Raw genomic sequence first — 1,051 nt, 5'->3', positions numbered from 1 at the left:
GCTAAAGCGGGATGGGGTTAGTCTGAATCGATTTGGGATTCCCAAATCAGCCTGTTTCTGATTCACCGTGCTGGCTGGATGGGAGGCCGGCATGGATGGGCAAGCCATACTCTCTGGATCTTCGCAAGCGTGTGGTAGCCGCGATTGAGCGCGGGATGTCCCGCAATCGGGCCGCCAAGCAGTTTGGGGTGGCAATCAGCACAGCGATTGGCTGGATGAAGCGGGTCGACGAGACGGGCAGCGTTGAGCCGAGCCAGATCGGTGGCTACAAGCCAAAGGCAATCTCGGGTGAGCATGCGGTCTGGCTGTCGCAACGGATCAAAGACGGCGATTTCACCATACGCGGGCTCGTTGCCGAGCTCGCCGGACGCGGCCTGAAGGTCGACTACCACTCGGTGTGGGATTTCGTGCATGCCGAGAAGCTCAGCTTCAAAAAAAAGCGTGGCGGCTGGCGAACGCGATCGTCCCGAGGTCGCGCGGCGGCGAGCCCAGTGGGCAAAGTATCAAGGTCGCGTCGAAGCTGAGCGTCTGGTCTTCATCGACGAGACATGGACCAGGACCGATATGGCGCCGTTGCGGGGATGGGCGCCGCGCGGGCACAGACTTCCCGCCAAGGTTCCTCACGGCCGCTGGAAGACCATGACCTTCCTGGCGGCCCTGCGCCATGACCGGATCGATGCGCCGTGGTTCATCGAGGGGCCGATCGATGGCGTGAGCTTTCGCACCTATGTCGAGAAGGTTCTCCTGCCCGTCCTTCGACCTGGCGATATCGTCGTCTTGGATAATCTCGGCAGTCACAGGAGCAAAGCAGTTCGCCTGCTCATTCGTTCGGTCGGCGCCAAACTCTTCTTCCTGCCAAAATACTCACCCGACCTGAACCCGATCGAACAGGTCTTTGCCAAGCTCAAACATCTGCTCCGCAAAGCTGCCGCGCGAACCGTCGACGCGGTCTGCGCCGCAATCGGTCACGCACTCGAGGCCTTCTCGGCCGACGAGTGCGCCAACTACCTCAGAAATTCAGGATATCAAACCTAATGTCATCACGCTTTAG

1 protein-coding gene is annotated in these 1,051 nt (G+C 60.1%); it reads left to right on the top strand.

All coding sequences use genetic code 11. The features are described 5' to 3' along the window. The first annotated feature begins 95 nt into the window (after positions 1-95). Positions 96-1,035 (top strand): IS630 family transposase gene (locus M2427_RS42080; RefSeq protein ID WP_280712571.1). Its coding sequence is split into 2 segments (ribosomal slippage): positions 96-442 and positions 441-1,035, totalling 942 coding nucleotides; the frame shifts between segments, so codons are not numbered across the junction. The last annotated feature ends 16 nt before the right edge of the window (positions 1,036-1,051 follow it).

Source organism: Bradyrhizobium sp. BR13661, assembly GCF_029892425.1.
Taxonomy (GTDB): domain Bacteria; phylum Pseudomonadota; class Alphaproteobacteria; order Rhizobiales; family Xanthobacteraceae; genus Bradyrhizobium.
This window is presented reverse-complemented; position numbering and strand designations above follow the sequence as displayed.